A 19250-nucleotide genomic window follows, 5' to 3' on the forward strand; every position below is an offset into this window, starting at 1 on the left:
GCAACTTACTATTTTAGCAAAAGATATGCGGTCATTCAGACAAAAAAAAGACTGAAGTTTACTATTAAATAAACTTCAATCTTTTAATCAATATTATAGTAATTCTCCAAAGCGTTTCACATAGAATTTTTTTACAATCATCACTAAGAACAAGTATGCAAAGATTGTCAAACCTAACCAAGCAAAATAATTTAATGGCAGTTCAGCTAATCCTAAACTTTGTCCAAAACTTGTAAATGGCAAGATCGTTCCAACAGCAATTCCCAAAGAAGTAATAGTCGTCAAAATAAATGATGCTCGACTTTGTATAAATGGAATTTTAGGTGTCCGTAAGGTATGAATCACCAATGTTTGTGACCAAAGAGATTCTATAAACCAACCTGCATGGAAAATCGCAATAAAAGTCGCTTGTTGTGCCAGATCTAAATCGTGATAGTTTCCTCCTACTAATTGAGGGCAGATAACAAAATACATTAACAAGTAAGTCGTAATATCAAAAACTGAACTAGTAGGTCCTAACCATTTCATAAACGAGCCGATTTTTGAAGCGTCCCATTTCTTTGGTTGTTCCAAATAGTCATCGTCTACATGATCCCAAGGAATCGACATACATGAAATATCATAAATCAAATTTAAGAAGAGTAATTGCAATGGCAACATTGGTAAGAACGGTAAAAAGATACTGGCAACAACAACTGAAAACATATTACCAAAATTAGAACTAGCGGTCATTTTGACATACTTCATGATATTTCCAAAGGTCGTTCTACCTGCTAATAAACCACGTTCTAGAACCATCAAGTCTTTTTCTAGCAAGATGACATCTGCCGATTCTTTTGCAATATCAACTGCCGTATCTACAGAGATACCAACGTCTGCTTCTTTCATCGCAGGAGCATCATTGATGCCATCACCCATAAAGCCAACAGTATGGCCAGCTTCTCTTAAAACCTGAACGATCCGTGTTTTTTGTTGAGGTGTTAATTTTACGAAGATATTATATTTTTCTGCAATCGTTTTTAACTCAAAATCATTCATTCTAGCGATTTCATTACCTGTAATCAGTTCTTCATTGGCTAATCCGACTTGTTTACAAACTGATTTTGTTACTAAAGCATTATCACCCGTCAATACTTTGACACCGACACCATGTTTTTTTAATGCTTCTAAAGCAGCCTTTGTCGTTTCTTTTGGCGGATCAAGAAATGCAAGATATCCTATCAAGACCATTTCATTTTCATCTGAAACCGAGAACTCATCAATAGTCGCTGGATTTGTTTTTTGAGAAACAGCCAGTACGCGTAGTCCATCTTCGTTCAACTCTTCAACAGTTTTCAAGATTTCTGTTTTAAGGGTTTCAGTTAAAGGAGTAACCGTTCCTTTATAGTCAACAAAGCTTGAGATTTCCAACATTTCTTCGACGGCACCTTTTGTGATCATTTGCGTTTTGCCAGATGTATCTTCGATCACAACACTCATACGACGGCGCTTAAAATCAAAAGGAATTTCATCTACTTTTTTGTACTTAGAAGAATCAATTGATAATTCCTCTTTTGCCGCATCAATGATTGCGACATCCATTAAATTTTTCAAGCCTGTTTGATAATAGCTATTAAAAAATGCATGACGCAACACTCGGCTATCTTCTTTTCCATCACAATCTAAATGATATTCCAAAATAATCTTGTCTTGGGTCAATGTTCCTGTCTTATCCGTACATAAAACATCGATTGCGCCAAAATTTTGTATCGCATTTAAGTTTTTGATAATTGTACCTTTTTTTGCCATGCTTGAAGCACCTTTGACGAGATTTGTCGTCACGATCATCGGCAACATTTCAGGCGTTAGCCCCACTGCTACAGACAAACCAAACAGAAACGCTTCAAACCAATCTCCTTTTGTTAATCCGTTGATCAAAAATACTGCTGGCGCCATTACTAACATAAATCGAATCAACAACCACGACGTTTTGCTAATGCCAACTTCAAAATTTGTTTGAGGATTTTTGTCAGAAACATCTTGTGCTACTTTTCCAAAAAGTGTGTCATCTCCAACTGAAACAACGATTCCTTCTGCACTACCACTGATCACATTACTGCCCATAAAGACAATATTTTCATATTCTGTTTCGACACTGTTCACTTTCAACTTGTAATCTGCTCTTTTTTCTACAGGATAACTTTCACCTGTCATTGCGGATTGAGAAACAAATAGGTCTTTTGTTTTTGTTAAACGGATATCTGCAGGAATCATATCTCCGGCAGATAATTTTATGATATCACCACAAACAATTTCTTCAATTGGAAGTTCTACTTGTTTTTTTCTACGAACAACGGTTGCCGTAATTTTGACCATGTTATTCAATTTTTCTGCTGCTTGATTTGATTTTACCGATTGAATCAGCGTCATAGTCCCACTGATCAAAACCATTGCTAGAATAATGAGTACACCAACAAGATCACGATCAGCTGGGGGTGCAATCACATAATCTGTTATAAACGAAATAATAGCTAGCGTGATCAAAACGATCGTAAAAGGGGTAAAATACGCTTTGATTATTTCAATGAATAGCGGCGTTTTTTTGCCATGTGTAATGACATTTTCTCCAAATTCCTCTCTTGATAACACAGCTTGCTGATGTGTTAGGCCCATTTTTGAAGACTTGAAAAATGTTAAGATATTTTCTGCGGAGTTTCTTGCAAAATATTCATATGATTGGTTGTTCTTTCTATTTAATACTGCTCTTTTATCCATGTATTTCTCCTTCTTTCTAAAACTCTGATCAATGAAATGACAACTGGTTTTATAAGAACCATCTATAATTTCATCATTTTGTCTCTATTTTAGGAATCGGACTGATGGAAAAAGAGGGTCTGTTATCGGAGAAACTTGCTTGTTTGCCCTAGAAACAAATAGACAATAATAGGCGCATCTCCATCAACAGATTTCTTTATCCATAAGTCCTTGATCATCTGACTACTGTCATCCATTTGTTTCCATCTCCTTCAGCGTTATGTGTTTGATAATTCCAAGCATTCGTGCGTTCTTTTTGGTGCAAATACTTTTCTCGAATTTTTTTAAGATTACCTCTCCATCTAAGTATGCACAACTTGTACTTTGATACCCAAAATGATCATAGAATCCCCAAGCTTGCTTACGACCAGTTAAAAATATAGTTTGAAAATCCATCAGATCTGCCATTTTTTCTGCAAATTCAAGCAATTGTTTTCCTATCCCAAAACCTTGATATTGATCATCGATTGCAACTTGTTTGATTTGAGCTACCGTTCGGCTTCTTTTTGAAAGAAGTAAAGTCCCCACAACTTTTCCCTCAACCATCGCAGCTATATGAATATCATGTTTTTCATTGACTGGTAATTCTTTGATCCATTCTTTTCCAGCACTGGTTTTGAGTAGCTTGTTTCTCAAAAAAATGCCTCTCCAATATTCTTCACTGTTCCAATTAATAATTTTGACCATCACTGTTTTACCATTTTGATTCCTCCATTCTTTTAGTTACTCATTTGATTGATTTCAATGACTTCCGACAGTTGAGATAATTCTGAAACAATCGTATTGACTGCTAGTGTGCCATTTCTTGTCGCTTCGATTTCTAAAAATAGTCTTACCTTTTTTCCTGCCAAATCAGTACAGGAGAATTTAGTGAACGTTAAACAATATTTGTCTAGCAATTGAATAATTTCTGTTCTAAGCATGACTTCACTTGTATTGCTACTAATAACCGATAGGTAATGAATCGATTCTGTTTGTTCCTCTTCTCTTTGAACGGTCAAATCATCCATTTTAAAAGATAAATTTCGCAACAAAATATTGACTAACATTAAAGCCACCGCACAAATCATTCCTTCGATCACAAATCCTGCTCCGATCAAACTTCCAACAGCAGCTGAACACCATAAAGTTGCTGCAGTGTTGATACCTGTCACGCTGAACCCTTCTCGTAAAATTACGCCACCAGCAAGGAAACCAATCCCACTAACTACTTGGGCGGCAATTCGTGTAGGGCTACTGTCGTCTTGGATCAACGTGGATAATGAAACGAACTGACACGAACCAAAAGTCACTAATGTCATGGTTCTCATTCCAGCTAATTTTTTTCGCCATTGCCGTTCTGCCCCAATAATCATTCCTGCAAAAATACTAGCGATAATGTTGATTAAAAATTCATAAGCTTGCTCCTTCCTTAGATTTGTTGTTACTTTTTGATGTGATTCGCTAGTACGGTCAATTCACCCTTTTTTTGCCAAGTATTGTTCATTAGTTACTCTGTAATGAGACGAACTTTTGATAAAAAACAAATGACCTTCCGCCAAAACTCAGCGGAAGGTCATAAATAAGCGCACAAAAAAAAGCCTGCATGATCTAGTCGTTGAGTTTTGGCACTATACAACGTAAAAAGCAGAGCTTTTAGCTACCTTATGAAAAGCCTTGTAATCGACAATCCCTGTTCTACCCATTGGCATCTCTCGATGTTTTTGGGCAGTAGCCTGTGTTTGTATAGGAGCCTCACCTAACAAATCTATTTAGTTATCTTACATGTGAAACTATACCACCGTTGTAAAACAAATGTCAATGTTTTCTGTTTATTTTTTTTAATATTTATTAATTTTTTTCAACTTTAACAACTGAATTTCCAGCTACTTGGGGTGGAATCGACATCGTCATCGCAGGTAAACCTACTAAAGTAAATTGAATCTTATCTCCTGTTTTCAAGTCATTTTCTGTGATTCCATCTGCTAATTGATCTTTTGATACATTCAAAATAACCCCATCATTTTTCATCATACCAACAATTTCCTCTGGATCTTCAACTGCTTCGACTTCTTTTAAAACTAGCCGTGTTGATTTATCCACTGTGTCATTGGTTTTAGCATCTTCAACTAAAACTGCTGTGAATACAGATTGAGATTTTTCTTGGTCTTTAGTGTCTGATGTTTCATCGGTCGTTTGATCTTTTTTACTGCTCATTGAAGTTTCTTCACTTCCTTTTGACGAACTTTTTTTATTTTGTGTGCATGCTCCCAAAGAAATCAATGTAAATACTGTTAAAATTGTTATTGCGATTTTTTTCATAGATATGCCCTCCAATACTGTTACTTTATTATAAGCTATAGAATCAATCGTAGTCCATTACTACAAATCATTATTAAAGAAAATAAAAAAAGTGACTGAGGTATAACTCAATCACTTGCAATCTAGATAAAAGTCGTCTTTAGCCATTTCTCCGATCATTACCAGACATCGTAATCTCTTGTGCTAAATAACGAATACGTTCCATGATTCGACGGGCTTTCAACGGCTCTTGTTCCCCTCGTTGAGTCACAGATAAATGTTTTTCTAAGTCTTTTAAGTCAAGGTTTGATGAAAAGAACGTTACTAATTGTTCCTGCATACGATATTGCAGAATAACGCTTAAGACATCATCTCGAATCCAAGACGTCATTGATTCTGCTCCCAGATCATCAATCATTAAAACGGGTGATTTCTTAACAGCATCAAGCTTTGGACCTACCATATCTTTACCGATTGCTTGTTTCATTTCAACTGTAAAAGTTGGAAAATGGACGATTGTTGTAACAAAACCGCGTTCAGCCAAACTATTAGCAATCGCACCTAACAGAAAAGATTTACCAACACCAAATGTTCCTTGAAGATATAGTCCTTTATGAAATTCTTTAGGTTTTGAGGTATACTCATTTAAAAATTTCATGGTTTCAGCCATTGCTTGGGCACGGCCTTGTGATGCCGTATCAAATCTACTTAAACTAGCTTCTCTTACATCTTTAGGCATATCCATTGCTCGAACTCGTTTACGGATCTCGTCTTCTTTTTGCTTAGCGATCAAGGCTTCAGTTGGTACATAAGTAACATCAATGTAATGAAAATTCAAGGTTAATTGAGGTTCATATCCAGGAGCAATCATTGTTGGATCATTCAATTGATACTTACGTTTTTCTTGGACAAACTCATACAGCTTCGAATAGCTTTTTCGAATATCATCGTCCGTTAAACGTTCCCGATTTTCTTCGATAAATCGTTGTACATCTTTATCTTTCAGTACAACTTCAACAAGTTCATTATATCGTTCACTCATATCTCTACTTTGAATGATTTTTGACATTTCTTTTCCTACATCTTCCATTAATTGCCGCCTCCTTTACTCAAGAAATCTTGAATTTCTTTGTCTAATCGCGCTTGCTCTTCTTTTGATAGTTTCTGCTCTTCGACTGGATTATCCACCCAATCTGGTAATGTCTCTTGACGGATCGGTCGATTATTTTGTCCGTATCTCTGCCTTGTTTGTTTTTGTTCTTTACCCTTTTTGGCTAGCTCACGGACATGATCAATGGCTTTCTCTGGTGAAAAAATGCCACTTTGCGCCCATTCATTGGCGATTCGATTCACATAATCAGCCTTTAATGTGGGTTGTTTTTGTATATTATAAACATAATTGATCAACACATTGATCACACTGTTTGGTAGTCCAGATTTACTCACTAAATACTTGACTAACGAACGCTCTTGCGGGGTTGTATAACCACCACGCTCATTTTTTAATGCTTCCAAATAATTTAATGGAAAATTTTTCTCACTATCCATGATCATCTGAATATCTTGCGTTGAAAAACCATTCATTTTCAATGAATTATAACGGTATGTTTGCTGATCCTCTGCCGATAACTCCACTGAATCATTTTTTTGAAACTCACTTGATTTTTGCTTTTTGTCAGGATCATAGGTTCTATAAACTGCCCGCTCAAAGTCCTTCACATCAATCTTACTTGTATAATAGTCAAAAGATTTAGAACAAAAATCAATCATATCCAATTCTGTAATCCCAAATAAATTATGGAAGATAAACACTTCTTCTTTGAATCCAGCACTATTATCGGGCAACTTGATCCCAAGTTTTTCTATTCCTTGAACAAAATAAGTCCAATCAAAGCTTTCATTGACTGCACTTGGTTTTTGCGCAGGTCTTGGATCATTAAACGATTGTTCCATTTGCATCAACTGCTTACTTTGAGAAATCATTTGTTCTTCTTTGAATAAATAGACATCCTTAAATCCTGCTGAAATCTCTTCATAGCCAGTTAAATTAACAAATTTTGGCTTAAAACGTTCAAATAATTTATCGAGTTTTCTTTGTCCTACACTGTTCAATAATGTTAGCGACAATACTTCATCTTTAAAAAAACGTTCAGCTGTTTCAGGATGATTTAAGCGATATAAAAAATGCATTCCTAGTTCAGAATCATTTTTAACAAACGTTCCTAATAAACCAATTCCTTCTAATTTCTTTCTAGCCGCTTGGATTTGTTTGATACTCATGTCCATCATCGTAACCAAATCTGCATGAAAAAGTGACTCACTAACGCCTGTCTCTTCAACTTCTGATAAAAGTGTCAAGTATAAGCTAAAAGCTTCAGCACCAATAATCGGCTGATATAAAAACGTCAGTATCGCTTGTTCTTGATTGGATAAAGGATGAGATAGTGCTGCTTGAAAAATACTTTTAGGGTGGACTTCTTTCCAATTGTCTTTCAAGGAAAGACCTCCTTATTCATTTGTTGTATCTGAATTTGAAGATTTTGCTTTATCTACGATTCCTTGTAGTTCTTTTAAGAACACACTCATATCTTTAAATTGACGGTAGACACTGGCAAATCGAATATAGGCGATTTCATCCAAATTAACTAAATCTTCCATTACATATTCTCCGACCAAAGTAGTCGAAATCTCATTTTCTCCTAAGCTACGGACACGGTTTTCAACATTATCAACGATTTGTTCCATTTGTTCCATGGCAACTGGACGTTTTTCAGCCGAACGGATCAACCCACGTAAAATTTTCTCTCTATTAAATTCTTCCCGGTCACCATTTTTCTTGATGACTAACAATGGAGCTGCTTCAATTCGTTCGAATGTAGTAAAACGGTAATTGCAATTTTCACATTCTCTCCGACGACGAATCGCACGACCATCATCCGCTTGGCGACTATCGATTACACGGGAGTTATTATGATGACATCTTGGACAACGCATAGTGTTCACCTCATTTTATCTAATAATATCTATTTTTAAAGTTTCATTTTAGTTTACTTTCTATATTATAACATGAAATGCTTGAGAAACCAGTCATTAACGATTACTTCTTAAGCATTTTTTTCTTATTGTTACGCTCTTATTTAATAACATTTTTCTCTTGTTTCAAAAAAAATAATCGAGTAAGCCGACGTTTTGAACGTTCAAACTTACCCAATCATTATCGTATTACAGTTCTATTTTGTCTCGCGTTCCCCATCCTGTATTCCGATGGGTAATATATCCCCAAATTCGAACAGGCGACAATACGAAAATTGCCCATAGTACAGTAAATGGAAAAGCTAAAAAAACGATCCATTTATCCCGATTTGCCAAATCATTCCTAGGAATTGAAAGATATGCCAGGGAATAAACGGCACTAAATGCTAAAGGAGCTACTAAAATTAATGGAAAATCAGTCATTACAAAAAACAGCCAATAAATCAATTGATACTTAATAACGTTCATAGCCGCAAACATAGCCCAGCCAAATGCCTGTCTAAAGAAAACAAAACTACTAACAGGGAACAGTGCTAACCGCCAAAAGCCTCTAATAAAACTGCCTCTATTCCAACGTAGATGTTGCCGTACATGATGACTCAGTTTATTCGGCAAATCTGTATAAGAAACTGCTGTCATTTGAGCAACAGTCCGTCCTAAAAGCATCGCTGTTAATGTTAAGAAACTATCATCCGAGAATTCTACTCTAACACGACCAAACTTTTCATTTTCATACCCTAATTTTTGAGCTAAGTTTAAAACTTCAGCCCGATAAAATGCAATTGGACCGCTATTAACAGCTACACTGCCAAACATAGAGTTCATTGATCGTTCTATAAGCACCATGTGTCCGATCACTAATAAATCTGTGATCACAGTCAAAAGATTATCTGTAACATTTCTTGTCACAATCACGCCTGCAACAGAATAAACACGTTCGTCTTCAAACGGGACGATCCCTTGTTCTATCGCATGTTCTTCAAAAACAGTATCACTGTCGATTGTTAAGATGATCTCATTATGAAAATCAGAAATTTCTAAATGGTTATACGCATTTAACTGTGCTGCGCGTTTCCCACTATTTTTCTGCTTGATAAACTGAAAAGAAATACCTTTTTCAGCAAAAATCCCTTGGTATTCCTCTGCAAGTTTTGAATAATCGACAAGCGAGCTACCGTCATCAACAGCAACTAATTCAGCTGGCGGAAGTGTTTGATTTAGAATAGATTGAAATGTATTTTTAATGTTTTCAATTGGTTCATTATACATAGGCATCAATATGTATACATTTCGTTTGCTGACCTTTTCAGAGACGTATGGTGTATATAAAGTACTTAAAATAAGAGTAGCTAATGCCATTCCACCACTCATTGTAAAAAAAGGAGCAATCCCACTCAAAGAATGACGATAACCACTAGGCAACCTAAATTGAAACCATACAATTGCTAAAGAAAGAATCGAAACAAGCGTAAATACTAACAAAAAACCATTTTTATTATACAGTGTATGCTTACTACTCTGACTTCGAATATTTGCCCAAAAACCTATTTTATAGCGCCTAATTTTCGGTTTTACTCCTAATTTACGTAATATTTTTTTCTGTTGAGGTTTGAACGTAAAATGAATGATGACTTCCAGCATAAAAATAATCAGCATGACTAGTAGTGGGAGTTTTCCAGATAAAATAAAGCTTTCGATTGAGGGGTGAAAAAAATGAATCAACTCATATATTGCAATATACAATATAGAAGCGATTGGAATCAAATACATGAAAATTATACCAAAGAATTCTAATAAAAAGAAAAATCCTTTTTTCATCAAAACATCCTTTCAAAAAACAGTTGCACATCGAATCTAATATATTTTGTCTAATAATGATAACTCCTTAACAACGTTACTTCTTTGAATTCAAGCTCTAGTCCTTTGGGAAGGTCTATTTCTACATTGCCCAAATCAATGTTTCGTTTCTCACCACTAATCAAGACTTTTCGACTTAGGTTTCGTTTGATTAAGCTTACCATCAGTATGGTCTGCTTTTGCTCTTTTTTTAAGGTATCATCGTAGCGAAAAATTTTCTCTTCACGGACTTTTGTCAACTGATTTAATTTCAATTTATTTTGAGATTGAGGAAATTTAATGTCTTTTTTTATATTAATCTCAGTCAATTCTTTATTTGAAATAGCCGCCACTAACTCTTCCCACGTATAAATATCGACATATTTCTTTTCCTTGATGACCAATAAATCTTCTTGTTTTTTTGATAGATGAAGTAAATAAGGATCATCTGATTTATTTCTTCCGTAGATTAGGAAAATCAACGCAAGGAGAAAGAACAATGGTAATAATACTATTTTTAATAGCTGAGTTGAGCGTTTTTTTGCAGCGTATTGTTTTTCTTTGCGTTTGTTTTTTCTTGAACTATCATTCATTATTTTTTCACCTCCTATTTGAACAATCCTTAATCAAAGTGGGGGCATTATACTGTCGTTAAATCATAAAACAATCGGCTCTTATCCATAATAAGTTTTTTCTTCTCTTCATACACATCATGATCCACAGCATATATTACTAGATCATATTGCATCAGTTGCTGATAGTCTTGATCCAAATTGATAACTGTTTCATTTATTGATGTACTGTAAGGGTGCATCACATCATCATATGCAACAATCGATATATTTTTCTCTTTTAATTTTTTTATTAATGAGATAACTGATGACATTCTGACATCTGCAACATTTTTTTTATATGTCACACCTAAAACAGCGATATTCATCTCTGTAAAATCTTTTTTGCTCGCTGTTGTAAGATCTTTGATTTTCTCTAAGTAATAATCAAGCATTGAATCATTGATTTTTCCTGCTATATCGATCAATGGTGTTTCTACTCCTCGGTCTGCCATCAACCATGTGAGATAATAAGGATCTACAGGAATACAGTGTCCTCCAATACCTAAATTTGGTGTAAACTTCATAAATCCAAAAGGTTTTGTTGCTGCTGCTTCCAACACCTCACCTACGTCAATATCTAAATTATCCGAAATTTTTTGAAGTTCATCCGCTAACGCGATATTGACCAGCCGAAAAGTATTTTCATATATTTTAGCTAATTCAGCTGTTTTCAAATTAGGAACGGAAGAAACATGGCTTCCAAAAAAATCTTTCACTTGTGATAAGCATTTGTCTGTATATCCTGCAACGATTCTTGGGATTTTGACACTCTGAGATTGTGTATTGCCTGGATCGATTCTTTCCGGGGAATAAGCGATGAAAAGATCGATTCCGATATGATAGCCAAGCTTAGAAAACTCAGCTACAAGGTATTCTTCAGTTGTTCCGGGATACGTTGTACTTTCTAAAATGATCAATGAACCTCTTTTCACTTTATTTTTGATCAAATCAACAGCCGATTTGATATAGCTTAGATCAGGAATTTTATTTTTATCGATTGGCGTCGGCACATCAATAATGTAAATATCTTTTTCTTTAATTAGTTGCTCATCATAGGTAAATAAAGTGCCTTTTTCTTTTAGCATTTGAACGGTTTCATCCGATACAGTGTCAAGATGACTTACCCCTTTATTTAGTATGTCAACTTTTCGTTTATCAATATCAAACCCAATTACCTTATGAGCATTTTTCACATGATTTATTACACTTGGCAGCCCAACATATCCTAAACCGATTACCACTACTTCTTTTTTCATCTCACTCTTCACTATCTCCCTTTTTTTCGCAATCCTTTTGCTCACAAAAAAGATAACACAGGTTTGACAGAATTGTCTATGCTCTCCGCAATAAACACGTTATTCTAAAGCATATGTATAAATGAGTTTATCACAGCTCTATATTTAATTTAAAATAAAAAAAACACGTACAAACAATGTTTAATACGTGTTTCACTATATTCATTTTCACTATTTTTAAATTATCAACAAAAAACGAAAACTAAAAATCTCGTTATTTTATTCAAAAATATTTTTAGATACCCATTTTTTCACTTTTTTTTCTGTCTCTTCAATACTTTTTTGATTATCAAACACGATATCTGCCTTTTCTTTTTTCTTCTCAATGGACAATTGACTTTTGATCCGTTGTTGCGCTTCGGCTTGCGTCAAGTTATCTCGTTTCATCAAACGGGCTAGTTGCGTTTCTTCTGGAATATAAACAACTGCAACTTTGTCAACAAACTTATCATAACCTCCTTCAAATAATAGAGGGATATCAACAATAACCAACGGGGCCTGATTTTTTTTATCAGCAATCTGAGTTAAAATCGCTTTTTTCAAAAAGGGAGAGAGTATTTCATTCAGTTTTTTTCTTTTTTTCTCATCAGAAAAAATAATTTCACCTAGTTTTTTTCGGTCTAATGAACCATCTTTGCTTACTATTTCAGAACCAAAAACAGCTACTACTTTCTCCAATGCTGGCGTCCCTACTTCAACGATTTCTCGAGCAATTACATCCGCATCGACGATAGGAAAATTCAGACTCTTGAATACAGTAACAACTGTACTTTTCCCTGTTGCAATACCGCCTGTCAGCCCTAATATCATACCCATTGGTCAATTCCTCACTTTCAAGGTTTGACACTTGGGACAAAAATGTGTGCCGCGTTGTGCTACTTTTATTTTTTTGATTGGCGTTGCACACCTTGGACAAGGTTTCTCAGTCTGACCATAGACATTTAGTGAAATTTGAAATGTTCCCGCTTCTCCTAGCGCATTTAGATAACTACGTATCGTAGTTCCGCCTGCTTCAACAGCACAGCCAAGAACATCAATAATTGCATAATATAGCTGTTCCACTTCCTTTGGCTTTAACGTGTCTGCTGGTTGTTCAGGATGGATCTTCGCTTCCCATAACGCTTCATCCACATAGATATTGCCTAAGCCTGTCACTAAACGCTGATCTAATAATAAGGGTTTAATTGCTTTATGATGTTTTTTTAACCCTGTACGAAATTCAGGCAGCTTGAATTCAGACGGAATCGGCTCAGGGCCTAAAGCTAAAATCCCTTTGTAATTTTCCCCTTGATTCTTAGGTACCAAAACCATACGGCCAAATTTCCGAACATCAAGATAACGTAATTCAGTTCCGTCAGTAAAGGTAAAAATCACATGCGTGTGCTTAGTCCGCTCCTCTTCTGGTTCATGGGTTTCATATTTTCCTTCCATTCGTAAATGGGAAATCATATCATAATTCGTTAATCTAAAAATCAAAAACTTGCCGCGACGTTCCATTTTTTCAATCGTTTGACCAATCAACTGTTGTGCAAAAATTTCTGATTCCGGTGACTCAATGATTCTCGGCCATAATATCGTAACTTCTTCGATCGTCTTTCCAACCACTAATTTTTCTAACCCTTTTCTGACTGTTTCAACTTCCGGTAATTCAGGCAAATTCCATCTCTCCTTAGAAGAAAAGACCGAAACCAACGCGTCAAAGTTTTCAAAACTTTTTTCGTTTGGTCAGTCTTTTCTTAAATTATTTTAGTTTACTATTTTGCTTCGTACCATGTTTTCCCCCAACTGCTGTCAGTCAATAACGGTACATGCAAAGTAACAGCGTTTTCCATTACATCTTTCACTAATGCATCTAGTTTTTCTAATTCAGATTCAGGTACTTCAAAGACAAGTTCATCATGCACTTGTAGTAACATCGTCGCTTGCATATTTTCTTCTTTTAGTCGATCTTGCATGTTGATCATCGCAATTTTCAAAATATCAGCAGCACTTCCTTGGATCGGTGTATTGATCGCAGTCCGTTCTGCAAAAGAACGCAAATTAAAATTACGTGAATTGATATCTGGTAAATAACGGCGACGGTTATACAATGTTTCTACAAATCCTTTATCCTTTGCGTCTCGAACGATATCTTCCATATATTTTTTAACGCCTGGGTATTTTTCAAAATAGGTATCGATATATTCTTGCGCTTGTTTTCTAGTAATACCCAGATTTTGTGACAAACCATAATCACTGATTCCATAGACAATCCCAAAGTTTACCGCTTTCGCTTGACGACGCATATTTGGCGTCACATCCTCTGGTTTTTCAATACCAAATACACGCATTGCTGTACTTGAGTGAATATCTTGCCCTTCAATAAACGCTTCTTTCAAATGTTGATCATCTGAAATATGAGCTAAAACACGTAATTCGATTTGAGAATAATCAGATGAAAAAATCAACCAGTCTTTCTCTCTTGGTACAAATGCCTCACGAATTTTCCGTCCTTCTTCTAAACGGATCGGAATATTTTGCAAGTTAGGATCCACTGAGCTTAAACGTCCAGTTTGAGTTAATGTTTGAACGTAGCGTGTATGAATTTTGTCATCCGGCTGAATCACTTTTAGTAGTCCTTCAACATAAGTCGATTGAATTTTGGCAATCTGACGGTAAACTAAAATGTCTTCTACGATCGGTGCTTGTTCTTTTAATTGTTCTAATACGTCCACTGCAGTTGAATATCCAGTTTTTGTTTTTTTAATGACTGGCAAACCCATTTTTTCAAATAAAATTACCCCTAATTGTTTAGGTGAATTCAAGTTGAATTCTTCGCCTGCTTCTGCATATATTTTTTGTTCGATTTCACGTAGTCGATCTGAAAATTCGATACGCATTTCTTTCAATCGATTAGCATCCACACGAATTCCTGTGATCTCCATATCGCCTAAAATTTTCGAGAGTGGTAATTCCATTTTATAGAATAGATCTGCTTGATTTTTCTCCACTAATTCTGCAGCAAGCTTTTCAGAAAGAAAATGGATTGCATTGACTTTTCTCGCAAGATGACTGAAGAATGCCTCATCATCTTCCGGCAAGCCTTTTTTCGCACCCTTTCCGTAAACTGATTCATCAGAATGAATATCCGTATAGCCGTAATGCTGCGCTACGCCTTCAATATCCGCACTATTATCATTTGTATCTAATAAGTATGCTGCTAATAATACATCAAACGTAATCCCTTGAGGCTTACCAACATAACGGTTAAGCGAGACATACGTCCGTTTTGCATCATAAACTATTTTTTTATATTTTTCTGACAACAACCAATCAATAAATGGTTTGCTTTCAAATAGTTCCAAGCTATTCGTCGTATATACTTTGTTCTTCGTTCCCCAAGCAACACCTACGATCGGTGAAGTGTGATAGTTATCTTCAAGCATTTCAATATATAATGCCATATCATCAGTAAACATTTCTTCTGTAAATGTATCTACCACATCAAAATGCACATCTCCTAGCTCAACGATTTCTTCTTCAACATTTAATTTGCTTAGCATTTGCTTGAATTCCATTTCTTTATAAAATGGAATCAATTTTTCTAAGTCTTTTCCTTCATATTTAAGTTCATCGATATTTATTTCAACTGGAGAATCTACATTAATCGTGGCCAAGCGTTTAGACATAAAGGCTTGTTCTTTATCGTTGATCAGATTCTCTTTCATTTTGCTTTGCTTCAAGCTATCGATGTTTTCGTAAACACCTTCGACTGAACCAAATTCTTTCAATAATTTAATAGCGGTCTTCTCACCGATTTTCGTCACCCCAGGAATATTATCTGAAGTATCTCCGGCTAAACCTTTCATATCGATGATTTGATTGGGTGTTAAACCATCATATTTTTCAGCTACATGTTCTGGTGTATAAGTCTCTAAATCGCTAACACCTTTGATCGTAATATCAACCTTCACTGAGTCTGTCGCTAGTTGCGTTAAATCTCGATCTCCAGACAACACAACAACATCAAATTCGTCTTTCGGTACTTTAGTAGCAAGCGTTCCGATGATGTCATCTGCTTCATAATTGTCTAACTCATAATATTTCACACCTAAACCAGTCAACAATTCGCGAATATAAGGCATTTGTTCTTTAAATTCTCCTGGTGTTTTCGAACGACCTGCTTTATATTCTGGATAAAATTCGGTTCTAAAGGTTGTTTTTCCTGCATCAAATGCAACTAAAACATGGGTCGGATTTTCTTTTGTCATGACGTTTTCAAACATATTATTAAACGCATATACAGCATTTGTATGTAACCCATTTTTATTTTTAAAACGTTCTAGGGAATTGTGCAAAGCAAAAAACGCTCGAAAAGCTACACTGTTTCCATCAACTAATAATAACTTATTTTTTGTCATCTTTTTTCTCCTCATCTTCAGCAAACTGGTTTCCTTCTTATTCTAACAAAAATCCGTCAACTTTGCAGTAGGAAGGAACTAAAGTTCGTAAAGCTCATTGAATTGAAAACAAAATAAGACCCGCTCTGCACACTCAGAGCGGGTCAATTAGGAGTTCACACAAATGAAATTGATTACTTGTAATTATTGTCTTTCTTCTATGTCCTTATAATACAAGCAATTTGTGAATATTATATGAACGAACGGTTGCCAAAATGTAATTTTTTTAGGTTGGAAATAGTCTTTTGGTTTGTAGCTCACCTTTTCCTAAAACTACTTTGAAGTATAAACAAAATTACTGAGTTAGCGTAATTAATACAAGCTCACAATTATCTTCAATTTACACAAAAACGCCCATTCTGCACACTCAGATAGGACGTTTTTTTTATCATTACACACAAATGAAGTTCATTTCCACTACTTCATCTTACAAGTAATTTTTGAATATTATGTGAATGAAACAATTCAAATTTGTAAATTAAGGTAGAATATTCCCAGCTGCACGATAAATTTCATACCATTCTTCTCTACTTATTATAATATCGGCTGCTTTAGCAATCTCTTTGATTCGTTCTTTATTCATGCTTCCTGCTATGACTTGCATTTTTGCAGGATGTCTTAAAATCCATGCTGTAGCTAGACCTGTTGAAGTACAATTGTGACGTTCAGCAATTTGATCTAACGTCGCATTTAGTTCTGAAAATTTCTCATTACCAATAAAAACACCTTCAAAGAAACCATATTGATAAGGAGACCACGCTTGGATAGTCATCTCATTCAAACGAGAATAATCTAAAATGCTGCCATCTCTATCAATACTTGCATCATCAGTCATGTTCACATGAATACCTTGGTCGATCATATCTGTATGTTTGATCCCAAACTGCAACTGATTTGCTAAAAGTGGTTGTTTCACAGTTTTTTTCAATAAATCGATTTGCATTGGTTTTTGGTTACTAACACCAAAATATTTTACTTTTCCTTGTGATTCCAGTTGATCAAAAGCTGCTGCTACTTCTTCTGGCTCAACAAGTGTATCCGGCCGATGAAGCAATAATGCATCTACATAATCAACGCCTAGACGTTTTAAACTGCCTTCAACAGAAGAAACGATATGTTCTTTTGAGAAATCAAACATTCCTTTACGAATACCGCATTTTGTCTGGATGATGATATCTTCTCTTTTGATTGATGTTTCTTTCAACGCTTTACCAAAAATCGTTTCACATTCCCCACCGCCATAAATATCTGCATGATCAAAAAAATCAATGCCATGATCATAGGCTGTTTCAATAATTTCTGCGGGATTTTCGGCTCCATTCATTCTCATACACCCAAGAATAACTGATGCCACTTGTAAATCACTTGTCCCAAATTGAATTTTTTTCACTGAAAAACCTCCTAAAATTATATTCACAAATATATTTTAACACACATTAGTGAAAGGGCTTCATTTTCTGACTTTTTTTAATAATTTTTCAATTTGAAAAAAAACTTCTTCTGAAAAATTCGGTTCAACGAGCAAGACTGGCTGGGTGTATTTTTGATTTAAAGCTTGGTAGACAACGGTTGTCAAAACAATGTCAGCATATGAAATGGCTTTTGAAGTTCTAGCATAGACCACAACTAAATTAAACTTGTTTCTGAAAAAATCGTTGATCCTTTGTCCTAGCTCTGTTTCTTTTTCAAGCGATAAATCAGTCATCAAACAGATAAATATTCTTTTTTCACTATATACTGGTGAAATCAGTGAACTTAAAATCATAAAATAACGATAACATAATGCATCAATTGGTATCCGTTGATAAATTGAGTTTTCTTTGATCAATTCACATAACCCCACATTGAGTTTCTCCATGAAATCTGGATAATTTTCTTGAAGGATTACTTCTGATTGATTTTTTTCGAATAAAAAACCTGAAACCAACTCATAATATAAATGGAAACCTAAAAAAGCTACAACACTTGCTTTTGAATGATCAAATCTGGTATCCCAAAAAGCTTGCTTCAATTTATTTGTAGCAACTAATGTATTTGAAAAGGATGTTGTCTTCTTTAGATAATGCTCTTCAATGATATATGCTTGTATACTTGAACCAAAGTATGGTAAAAAATGGGCCTGAATAATTAAATAGAGATAGCATAATTCTTCAAAATCCCAGTTTATAGTATCTTCATCGATCTTCATAGCTTTTACAAATTTAGAAAAAATTGAACTGTTTTCAATATATTGCTTCCACTCCTCTTTTATCCAAACCTTTTTTCCTTTTTGATAACGCCAAGCTGCGATTTGGATGATTCGAAAAAGTGATTCCTTCTGTAAATCGTTGATTTGCATCTTAAAAAAATGAACGAGCTGATTCATTAACTGCTGGCAATTTGTTTTTTTTAGTAGTAAAAATTTAGTTTCTGTCCCTTGATAAACAAACCAGTAGAAATGTAAAATAAATGCTCGTATTTGCTCCTCCTCCCCCACAAGTCTATAGGTACCGCGTTTTAAATAGATATCATATTTTTTTAGCCATTCGTTGATTTTTTTCACCCGTCTTCTCATACTTGATTCACTGATCAACAAATTTTCAGCTAGCTGTTTCGCTTGAGTATCTTCCTCCTCAATAATCGCTTTTAAAAAAGTAATCTCTGGTAAATCGCTTAAATACTGAACTAAAAAAAATTCCACATATATTTCATTGTCCCTTCTTAAATAGAAATGATTCTTTGATCGACTGCAAATCGCTAAATGCTCATCCAACTGATAACGTTTAAATAGCTTATTTAATTTTTTCATAGATCTAACTATTGTTTTTGCATTGATTCCTAATTCATTTGAAAGGCTCTCTAATGAACCGCTATTGTCAGTTGACTTTAATAAATTAAAAAGCCTAAGTAATTTGCTTGATTCAAAATCAAGAATCTCTTTATATTCCATCTCAAACCTCCACACTAAAAATAAACACTCA

At 34.9% G+C, this 19250-nt stretch carries 15 protein-coding genes and 1 riboswitch; all 15 genes read right to left on the bottom strand.

All coding sequences use genetic code 11. The annotated features are described in order from the left end of the window. Window positions 1-93 precede the first annotated feature (93 nt). The 15 genes from mgtA to BCR21_RS02965 all read right to left on the bottom strand — a co-directional run bounded on the left by mgtA (window position 94) and on the right by BCR21_RS02965 (window position 19219). Window positions 94-2754 (bottom strand): magnesium-translocating P-type ATPase, encoded by a 2661-nt coding sequence (gene mgtA / locus BCR21_RS02895; protein ID WP_069645006.1) that lies wholly within the window; start codon window positions 2752-2754, stop codon window positions 94-96. A gap of 228 nt (window positions 2755-2982) precedes the next feature. Then, entirely contained in the window at window positions 2983-3429 is a 447-nt protein-coding gene (locus tag BCR21_RS02900; RefSeq protein ID WP_240488057.1) for a GNAT family N-acetyltransferase, read from the bottom strand. An 83-nt stretch (window positions 3430-3512) separates the two neighbouring features. Beyond that, the gene (locus BCR21_RS02905; RefSeq protein WP_084013202.1) at window positions 3513-4178 is read right to left on the bottom strand and encodes an MgtC/SapB family protein; all 666 of its coding nucleotides are present in this window, start codon (window positions 4176-4178) and stop codon (window positions 3513-3515) included. A gap of 197 nt (window positions 4179-4375) precedes the next feature. Further along, window positions 4376-4546, bottom strand: a riboswitch (M-box (ykoK) riboswitch). Window positions 4547-4623: 77 nt separating this feature from the next. After that, window positions 4624-5094 (bottom strand): hypothetical protein, encoded by a 471-nt coding sequence (locus BCR21_RS02910; protein WP_084013203.1) that lies wholly within the window; start codon window positions 5092-5094, stop codon window positions 4624-4626. A gap of 139 nt (window positions 5095-5233) precedes the next feature. After that, the gene (gene dnaI / locus BCR21_RS02915) at window positions 5234-6163 is read right to left on the bottom strand and encodes a primosomal protein DnaI (protein ID WP_069645009.1); all 930 of its coding nucleotides are present in this window, start codon (window positions 6161-6163) and stop codon (window positions 5234-5236) included. Next, window positions 6163-7569, bottom strand: coding sequence for a replication initiation and membrane attachment family protein (locus BCR21_RS02920; protein ID WP_069645010.1), 1407 nt, complete (start codon window positions 7567-7569; stop codon window positions 6163-6165). The genes dnaI and BCR21_RS02920 overlap by 1 nt, the downstream gene beginning before the upstream one ends. 12 nt (window positions 7570-7581) lie before the next feature. Continuing rightward, complete coding sequence (gene nrdR / locus BCR21_RS02925; protein ID WP_010761066.1) at window positions 7582-8067, bottom strand: transcriptional regulator NrdR; 486 nt, start codon at window positions 8065-8067, stop codon at window positions 7582-7584. Window positions 8068-8295: 228 nt separating this feature from the next. After that, complete coding sequence (locus BCR21_RS02930; RefSeq protein WP_069645011.1) at window positions 8296-9924, bottom strand: glycosyltransferase; 1629 nt, start codon at window positions 9922-9924, stop codon at window positions 8296-8298. Window positions 9925-9974: 50 nt separating this feature from the next. Next, window positions 9975-10535 (bottom strand): pectate lyase-like adhesive domain-containing protein, encoded by a 561-nt coding sequence (locus tag BCR21_RS02935; protein ID WP_069645012.1) that lies wholly within the window; start codon window positions 10533-10535, stop codon window positions 9975-9977. Window positions 10536-10582: 47 nt separating this feature from the next. Next, complete coding sequence (locus BCR21_RS02940; protein WP_069645013.1) at window positions 10583-11812, bottom strand: nucleotide sugar dehydrogenase; 1230 nt, start codon at window positions 11810-11812, stop codon at window positions 10583-10585. 258 nt (window positions 11813-12070) lie between these two features. Next, window positions 12071-12667, bottom strand: coding sequence for a dephospho-CoA kinase (gene coaE / locus BCR21_RS02945; protein WP_069645014.1), 597 nt, complete (start codon window positions 12665-12667; stop codon window positions 12071-12073). A 3-nt stretch (window positions 12668-12670) separates the two neighbouring features. Then, window positions 12671-13507, bottom strand: a complete 837-nt coding sequence (gene mutM / locus BCR21_RS02950; RefSeq protein WP_069645015.1) for a DNA-formamidopyrimidine glycosylase — start codon at window positions 13505-13507, stop codon at window positions 12671-12673. A gap of 98 nt (window positions 13508-13605) precedes the next feature. Continuing rightward, window positions 13606-16251 carry a DNA polymerase I gene (gene polA / locus BCR21_RS02955; RefSeq protein ID WP_069645016.1) on the bottom strand — a complete coding sequence of 882 codons (2646 nt, stop codon included), beginning with the start codon at window positions 16249-16251 and terminating at the stop codon, window positions 13606-13608. 517 nt (window positions 16252-16768) lie between these two features. Then, window positions 16769-17680, bottom strand: coding sequence for an aldo/keto reductase (locus tag BCR21_RS02960; protein ID WP_069645017.1), 912 nt, complete (start codon window positions 17678-17680; stop codon window positions 16769-16771). A 60-nt stretch (window positions 17681-17740) separates the two neighbouring features. After that, window positions 17741-19219, bottom strand: a complete 1479-nt coding sequence (locus tag BCR21_RS02965; protein WP_069645018.1) for an AcpB/EbpR/MafR family transcriptional regulator — start codon at window positions 19217-19219, stop codon at window positions 17741-17743. Window positions 19220-19250 lie beyond the last annotated feature (31 nt).

It is taken from the genome of Enterococcus ureasiticus (assembly GCF_001730285.1).
GTDB lineage: Bacteria > Bacillota > Bacilli > Lactobacillales > Enterococcaceae > Enterococcus_L > Enterococcus_L ureasiticus.